The following is a 936-nucleotide window of genomic DNA, read 5'->3' on the forward strand; positions in this document are numbered from 1 at the left end:
CGCCCTGCTCGGCTTCGCTGCGGGTTTTCCTGGGAATCGACATGCCTGCTCAGGATTGCCCATGAAACGGGCAAGGGGAGCGATAAAAGCGACATGGCCGGGCGAGTGGGCTCACCCCTTCGCCAGCTTGCGGATCGCGCTCGACGACAGCGACGAGCGCGGGCCGTGGATGAAGGTCCAGGCCGGCGCCTTCATGCGGGCAAGCCGCGGCGCATCGCCCTCGTCGACGCGGGCATAGTCGAAGGTCTTGGCGACGACCGAAGACAGGAACGACAGCGTTGCTCCCGGGCGGTCGATGACGGCAATCGGGAAGGTCATGACGATCTCGCGCCAGCGCTGCCAGCGATGGAAATCGCGCAAACTATCCGCACCCATGATCCAGACGAAGTCGACGCCAGGATTGCGCGCCTTGACCAGCGCCAGCGTGTCGGCGGTGTAGCGGACATGATGGGCGGCCTCGAAGGCGGTGACCTTGATCTTCGGGTTCTTGGCGATCTGCTCGGACAGTTGCAGCCGTTCGCTGAGCGGCGCCAATTCCCTGGTGCTCTTCAGCGGATTGCCCGGCGTCACCATCCACCACAGCTGATCAAGCGCCAGGCGTCGCAGCGCAATCTCGGCGACCAGCGCGTGGCCGGCATGCGGCGGATTGAACGAGCCTCCGAACAAGCCAACGGCGAGGCCTTTTTCGGCGTGCGGCATCTTCAGGTAACGGAAGGGTACCGCCGGTTCGGAAGATGCCAGCATTGCCTCAGGCTCTGACGACGAAAAGCTTCAAGGCCTCACCTGTCCCGACCCGCGCACGCGATATTTGAACGAGGTCAGCTGCTCGACGCCGACCGGTCCGCGCGCATGCATCTTGCCGGTGGCGATGCCGATCTCGGCGCCCATGCCGAATTCGCCGCCATCGGCGAACTGCGTCGAGGCATTGTGCAGCAG

General features: G+C 64.6%; 1 protein-coding gene and 1 pseudogene. Both read right to left on the minus strand.

Annotation, left to right across the window (positions count from 1 at the left end):
- Positions 1-111: 111 nt before the first annotated feature.
- Positions 112-744 carry a nicotinate-nucleotide adenylyltransferase gene (locus EN935_RS37635; protein WP_245468959.1) on the minus strand — a complete coding sequence of 211 codons (633 nt, stop codon included), beginning with the start codon at positions 742-744 and terminating at the stop codon, positions 112-114.
- A 27-nt stretch (positions 745-771) separates the two neighbouring features.
- Positions 772-936: pseudogene (gene proA / locus EN935_RS42555) on the minus strand (gamma-glutamyl-phosphate reductase); the annotation flags it as partial.

Source organism: Mesorhizobium sp. M7D.F.Ca.US.004.03.1.1, assembly GCF_003998635.1.
Classification (GTDB): domain Bacteria; phylum Pseudomonadota; class Alphaproteobacteria; order Rhizobiales; family Rhizobiaceae; genus Mesorhizobium; species Mesorhizobium loti.